5 protein-coding genes are annotated in these 6,858 nt (G+C 72.1%); 2 read left to right on the top strand and 3 right to left on the bottom strand.

Annotated features, from left to right (window positions below):
* Positions 1–137: 137 nt before the first annotated feature.
* Genes VNR19_RS00985 through VNR19_RS00995 form a run of 3 tightly spaced genes read right to left on the bottom strand, consistent with a single transcriptional unit; the run spans position 138 to position 4,701 of the window.
* A complete protein-coding gene (locus VNR19_RS00985; RefSeq protein ID WP_325723005.1) occupies positions 138–2,459 on the bottom strand; it encodes a transglutaminase TgpA family protein in 2,322 nt (773 codons plus the stop codon).
* The gene (locus tag VNR19_RS00990) at positions 2,446–3,693 is read right to left on the bottom strand and encodes a DUF58 domain-containing protein (RefSeq protein WP_325723007.1); all 1,248 of its coding nucleotides are present in this window, start codon (positions 3,691–3,693) and stop codon (positions 2,446–2,448) included. Before VNR19_RS00990 ends, VNR19_RS00985 begins: the two co-directional genes overlap by 14 nt.
* Before the next feature lie 21 nt (positions 3,694–3,714).
* A complete protein-coding gene (locus tag VNR19_RS00995; protein ID WP_325723009.1) occupies positions 3,715–4,701 on the bottom strand; it encodes an AAA family ATPase in 987 nt (328 codons plus the stop codon).
* A gap of 150 nt (positions 4,702–4,851) precedes the next feature.
* On the opposite strand from VNR19_RS00995, the gene VNR19_RS01000 reads away from it, so the two are divergent.
* Complete coding sequence (locus VNR19_RS01000) at positions 4,852–5,343, top strand: LpqB family beta-propeller domain-containing protein (protein WP_325723011.1); 492 nt, start codon at positions 4,852–4,854, stop codon at positions 5,341–5,343.
* A 2-nt stretch (positions 5,344–5,345) separates the two neighbouring features.
* Positions 5,346–6,858 (top strand): DUF5671 domain-containing protein (locus tag VNR19_RS01005; protein WP_325723013.1); only part of this gene is annotated, 1,513 nt, incomplete at its 3' end.

Genomic DNA, 6,858 nt, shown 5'->3' on the forward strand with positions numbered 1-6,858 from the left:
CGGAGGGCCACAGGCCATCCTACCGTGCCCTCCACCGCGCTCCCGACCGCCGCCCGACCCCGCTCAAGCCCCGCCGAGATTGCGCGAACGGCTGCGGATGCCGGCATCCGGCGGTGATTCGCGCAATCTCGGCCGCCCTAGGGGCGAGCCCGCAGGCGCGCCCCGACCCGCGCCCCCGCACCGGCGTAGAGGCTGCCCGGGCGGATGACGAGAGACCGCGGCGCGAGGATCGCGAGGATCCGACGCGGAAGTTCGACCTCCGCGAGCATCGCACGCGACGCCGACACCGCCGCGTTCGCGATCGCCTCACCCTGCCAGAACCCGTGCTTTCCGCCGGGCGCGTAGCTCGCGCGCTCGATCGCGCTGATGAGGAGGCTCATGTCCGACGGAGGAGCGCCGTGCTGCTCGACGAGCCGGGCGCCGAGACTGCGCGCGCTCTCGGACGCCGGAACGCTCACGCCGAGGTCGATCGCGACGTCTTGGACGATGGTCCAGGCGGATGCCGCATCGCCCGTGCGCGCCGCCGCGAGAAGCTGCCGGCGCCGCATCTCGCGCACGAGCCCAGGAATCGCGAGGGCGAACAGGATCCCGAGGACCACCGTGGCCGCGGGCGTGAGGTCGAGCGGACCGGTGGCCGAGGCATCCGAAGATCCCGAATCGTTCGGTCCGCCGTCGTCGGGGGTGAGCCCGGGAGCGGACGAAGGAGCCGTGCTCGGCAGAGGAGTCGCCGGATTCGCAGGGTCGTTCGGACCGCCCTGTGACGCCGCGGGCGAGAACGCGGTCGGCGTGCCGAGGCTGTTCGTCGGCTCGAACTGCACCCAGCCGATGCCGTCGAAGTAGACCTCGGGCCACGCGTGCAGGCGTCCGCTCGTGACCGTGTACACGGTCTGACGGTCGATCGCGTCGGTCGTCGCCTCGCCCGGCAGGTACCCGACGACGATGCGCGACGGCATGCCGAGCGTGCGCGCCATGAGCGCGAACGCCGATGCGAAGTGCACGCAGTACCCGGCGCGGGCCTCGAGGAACCGCGCGACGGCCTCGGCGCCCGTCCCGTCGAACCCGTCCTCGACGGGCGCCTCGAGCGAGTACTGGAACTCGCTCGAGCGGAACCACGACTGCAGCGCGATGAGGCGGTCGTAATCGGTCGCCGCGTCGGCGGTCACCTCCTGTGCGAGCTCGGCGACGATGGGCGGCAGATCTGTCGGGATCTGCGTCGTCTCGTCGCGCTGCTCGTTGGCGCGCGACGGCCGCGCGCGGATCTGCTCGAGCGTGGGCCGCGGCACGTGGCTGACCACCTCGTACACCTGCCCCTGCGTCGAGCCCGAGCGCGCCGTGACCGTGCGGTTGTACGGCACCGCCGCCCACTGACCCGTCAATCCGGTGACTTCGACCGCCGGATACGACACCGGCAGCCACGGCGACGACAGATTCAGCACCACGACGTTGGTGCGGTACTCGGCGACGTCGATGTTCGGTGCGACGCTGATCTCACTGAGCCCCTCGGGGCCGTCGAGCGGAACGCTGCGCACACGGTCGGGGTTCCACACCGCGCCGTCGAACCCGGTGAGCGTCGCGACGCGCAGATACGGCGGCGTCGGCGCGTTGCTGCGCATGACGAGCACCTCGATCTCGCGCGGCCGCCGCAGGTCGTCGCCCAGCTCGAGCGTCACGTCGATCCCGGTGCCGGGGCCCAGCCCGCCGGCCCCCGCGCGCACGGTCGGCTGCGGGAGCAGCGGCGACGCCACGACGGCGACGACGACCGCGATCGCCCCGATGCCGAGCGCCGTCGCGGGGACGCCGGCGGTCCGCTCCGCGTCGCGCTCCTTCTGCCGTTCGCGCGCACGCGTGTCGGCGCGCATGAGGAAGAGGATCGCCGCCGCGAGGAGCACGAACGCCATGACATCCAGGTCGCTGGGCACCGCGATCGCGGGGATGAGCGAGACGGCGATGAGTCCGATGGCGGCGAGAAGCGGCATCCGCGCGGTCAGCACGACGTGATCGATGACGATCGTGAGCAGGCCCGTCGTCGCGACGATGAGGAACGACAGCGCGACGCCGGCTTCCAGCGGGGCCGCTCCCAGAGCGATCTCCTCGGATGCCACGCCGACGAGCCGCGGAACCTGACGTGTGATCGTCTCAGGTGTCGGGATCATCCACAGCAAGGCGGTGTCGCGCAGGAACACGAGCGACACGAACACGACCCACACGGCTGCTTCGATGAGGGACACCGCGATCGCCGCGAGCCGGTATCGGCGAGCGACGTAACCCGAGGCGAGGATGCCCGTTGTGAGGATGACCGCGCCGAGCAGCCATCCGCTCGGGCGCACGACGCGCATGAGCGGCAGGAGCGCCGCGAGCACCGCGACGAGCACGCCCGCTGTGAGCGTCAGGTCGGCGCCGCGGCGGCCGGCCCGGACGTCGTCGATGATCCCGGTGGGATCGCGGTCACTGGAGGACATTCGCCGCCGCCCTGTCCACCGCGTTGACCCACGCCGGAGCGATCTCCGCCTCGTCGCCGATGCGCCCGACCCGCCAGCCGAGATCCGCCGCACGCTCGAGCGACCCCGCCGACGGCGAGACCGTCAGCAGCACCGGGAGCGTCGAGTGATGCACGATCGGCGCGAGGGCGGAGGCATCCGCCGTGTCGAATCGACCCGTGATGACGACCACCGGACCGGTCATGACGCCCGAGAAGACGCGCGACAGCTGCTGGAGGTGGTCGTCGCGCCGCGCCATGAGCTTCGCGAAGCCGTTGATCACCAGCTCGACCTCGATCATGTCGCCGCCGTCGATGCGCTCGGCCAGCTGCGTGCCGTCGGAGTCGATCACCTCGACCGCGTACCCGTCGTGCGCGAGACGGGCGATGACGGATGCCGCCGCCGACACCGCGATCTCGAAGCCGGGGTCCGCGCCGGGAGCCTGCATCGCTTCGCCCGCCCAGCGCAGCACGCCCCGGTCGAGCACGACCGTGGCCTCGGGCGTCGACTCCTGCTCCTCCTGCCGCACCATGAGCTCGTCGCGGTGCGCCGTCGCCCGCCAGTGGATGCGCCGCATCGAGTCACCGGGCACGTACGGCCGCGCGATGAGGTTGTCGGCGCCCTGACCGAGCTGCGTCGTCGTCGTGTGCAGCATGCCGCCCGCCTCGCCGGCGAAGTTGCGAAGCGCCGGAAGGTCGACGACGGCCGGTGCGATCGTGATGTGGGTCTTCTCGCCGAAGATGTTGCGGCGCCGCGCGAGACCGAACGGGTCGGTCGAGCGCACCGAGAGCGGGCCGATCGGATGCACCCCGCGCCGCGTGCCCGTCACGGTATACGTCAGCTCGACGATGCGGTCTGATCCGCGCAGCCCCGACCCGAGGGCGGGGAACACACCGCGCGCGTCGCCCGCGACACCCTTCGGCAGGGTGTCCTGCCACGCGCCCGGGGGAGTGGGGAACGCCGTCCGCACACCCACCCGCACCGTGACGCGCGCGTCGCGTCCGACGGATGCCACATCCGGCATGAACGACCGCGCCACCGTGTCGGCCCGCCGCGTGAGGTACAGCGACGCGATGCTCGCGCCCAGCACCGCGAGGAGGAGCACACCGAAGTACATGAGCTCGGGGATCCCCACCTCGTTCGCGATGATGAAGCACGCGATCGCGAGCACCAGCGCGCCCGTGCCCCGTGCGGTGAGAGGCCAAAGGCGGTTCATGATGGATGCCTCACAGACCGGTCACTGGCGGGTCGCGAGCGGCACCCGCACGCTCGCCGCGATGCGGTCGAGGATCGTCGCGATCGCATCGGCGGTCGACCGGGCGCGTGCGCCGCCCGCCGACCGGGTCGGGATGAGCCGATGCGTGAAGACGGAATGCAGGAGCGCGGTCACGTCGTCGGGGATGACGAATCCGCGTCCGTCGAGCGCCGCCCACACCTTGGCGGCGCGCACGAGCTGGAGCGTCGCGCGCGGGCTCGCGCCCAGACGCAGGTCGGGGTGCGAGCGGGTGGCGGCCGCGAGGGCGACCGCGTACTCCTCGATGGCCGGCGCGACGTGCACGGCGCGTGCCCACGCGATGAGTTCGGCGACGCGCGTGCTCGAGACGACCGGGGCGATCGAGTCGAGGGGGTTCACGGTGTCGCGCTGCCGCAGCATGAGCGCCTCGGAGCTCGCGTCGGGATACCCCATCGAGATGCGCATCATGAAGCGGTCGCGCTGCGCCTCGGGGAGGGCGTACGTGCCCTCCATCTCGAGCGGGTTCTGGGTCGCGACGACGAGGAACGGGTCGGGCAGGGGGTAGGTCTGTCCGTCGACGGTGACCTGGCCCTCCTCCATCGCCTCGAGGAGCGCGGACTGGGTCTTGGGGGAGGAGCGGTTGATCTCGTCCGCGATGACGATGTTCGCGAAGATCGCGCCCGGCTTGAACTCGAACTCGCGATCGACCGGGTTGAAGACGCTCACGCCCGTCACGTCGCCGGGGAGCAGGTCGGGAGTGAACTGGATGCGGCGAACGGTCGCGTCGACGGATGCCGCGAGGGCGCGAGCGAGCATCGTCTTGCCGACACCGGGCACGTCCTCGATGAGCAGGTGTCCCTCGGCCAGCAGGCACACGAGTGCGGAGCGCACGGCATCCGGCTTGCCGTCGATCACGCGCGCCACCGAATCGAGGATGGCGGTCGTCGCGCGCGCGAAGTCCGTAGCGGTCTCTGTCGCGGTCTCTGTCATGCGACTCCCCTCGCCGTCCGAGGAAACGGCCCCTAGAGCGGGCGACTCTGCCCGATCTGTCGATCGTAACAATCCGGGAGGCGCGGCGGCCTGTGAGATCGGCACGAGTCCCTGCGGCGCAACGGGCCGCGGAACCGGCATGATGTGGCCATGACGGATGCCGGAACGGGTGCTCCCGAGGACGCCTCGAACAAGTCGCTGAAGAAGGCGCGCTGGCCGCTCATCGCCCTCATGGCGGGGGTCGCGGTGGTCGTCGTGGTCGCGCTCATCGCGGTGTTCGCGCGCGGCGGCCCCGTCGAGTACGCGGAGGACACCCCTGAGGGGGTCGTGCAGCGCTACTCGCAGGCGGTCATCGACGGCGACACGCAGACCGCGCTCCGGTATCTCGCGCCCGATCTCGCTGACGACTGCGAGCGGCAGCAGCCGGGTACGGACGACCTCCGGGTGACGCTGGTCGAGACGACCGAGCGCGAGGACTCCGCGCGGGTCGAGGTGATCGTCGCGACCGTGTACGAGTCCGGACCGTTCGGCACGAACGAGTACCGCAGCGAGGAGGCGTTCGACCTCGTGCGCGTCGGCGGGCAGTGGTACGTCGACGCGGCGCCGTGGCAGCTCACGATCTGCTTCGACAGCGGGCTGTGATGATGGCCACCACCGCGACCGGCCGGGCGCAGACCGTCGTGCGCCGCATCATCGTCTTCGTCCTCCTGCTCACGCTCGTCGTGATCGCCGCGATCGGTCTCGCCGGTCTGATCGAGCGGATCATCGGCGCAGGCGCCACGCTCGCCGGCGACGACGCAGGACTCGCGAGATCGCTCGCGTTCGCCGTCATCGGCGCGCCCCTCGCCGGGGTGCTGTGGTGGTGGGAGCGCCGCCGCCTGGTGTCCGACGTGTCGGAGCGGGCGTCGCTCGTGTGGACGCTCTACCTCACGGTCGCGACCCTCACGGCGCTCGTCACTTCCGCATCGGCGCTCGCGATCACCGTGAACGCCGCCCTCGACGGGCGGTGGCAGCCCGCGGACGCGGCAGCCGCGATCGTGTGGGCGGGCATCTGGGTGTGGCACCGGCACATGCGCCGCAGCTCGGCGACCGCGCCCACGCGGCTGCCGCTGCTGCCCGTGCAGCTCTCGGCGCTGTACGGGCTCGCGGTCGCGGCATCCGGCGCCATCAGCGCGATCGCCGCACTCGTGTCGGAGGCGCTCGCCGGCGTGGCGCCCGTGCTGGCCGACTCGCGCACGTGGTTCGTCCCGGTGCTCCAGGCGCTCGTGTGGCTCGCGGTCGGAGCGGTGGTCTGGTGGTGGCACCGGTTCCGCGAAGGGGCGCGCGACGAGCGCGGCGGCTTCGCGACCGTCGTGCTGGTCGTCATCATCGGCGCGTCCGCCGCGACCGCTCTCTTCGGGCTCGGAACCGTGCTCTTCGTCGTCCTGCGGCTGCTGTTCGACGCGGATGCCGCCGCCGAAGTGCTCTCGCCGCTCGGCCCCGCGATCGGAGCGGCGCTCGTCGGTGCGATCGTGTGGGACTACCACCGTCAGGTGATGGCCGCGCGCTCGGAGCGTGCGCGCCGCGCCGCCCGCCTCGTCACCTCGGGCGTCGCGCTCATCGGGGCCGCGAGCGGCTTCGGCGTCGTGATCAACGCGCTGCTCGCGACCCTCGGTCCGACGCTGGTGGACTCGAACCCGCGCACACTCCTGCTCGGCGGACTCAGCGCCCTCGTCGTCGGCGCGCCCGTGTGGTGGATCGCGTGGCGTCCCGACCGGGCGGTGAGCGAGACGGATGCGGGCGACCCCGCCCGCCGCGTGTACCTCATCGTCGTGTTCGGCGCGAGTGCGATCGTCGCCCTCGTCGCGCTTCTGGTGATCGCGTACCGCGTGCTCGAGGTGCTCATCGTCGGAGGAGCGGGCGGGCTCATCGAGCACATCCGCGCCCCGTTCGGACTCCTGTGCGCGACGGCCGTCGTCTTCGCCTACCACCTCGTGATCTGGCGGCGCGATCGCCGCGTCGCACCGACCGCGACGACCCCCGAGCGGCCCGCGCTCGCGAGGGTCGTCCTCGTCGCCGGCGGCGACACGGATCTTCTCGCGACCCGGCTGCGCACCGAGCTCGGCGTGCCCGTCACGGTGTGGCGGACGACAGGCGACGGCGGGGCGCTCGGCGACG

The organism is Microbacterium sp. (assembly GCF_035556355.1).
GTDB lineage: Bacteria > Actinomycetota > Actinomycetes > Actinomycetales > Microbacteriaceae > Microbacterium.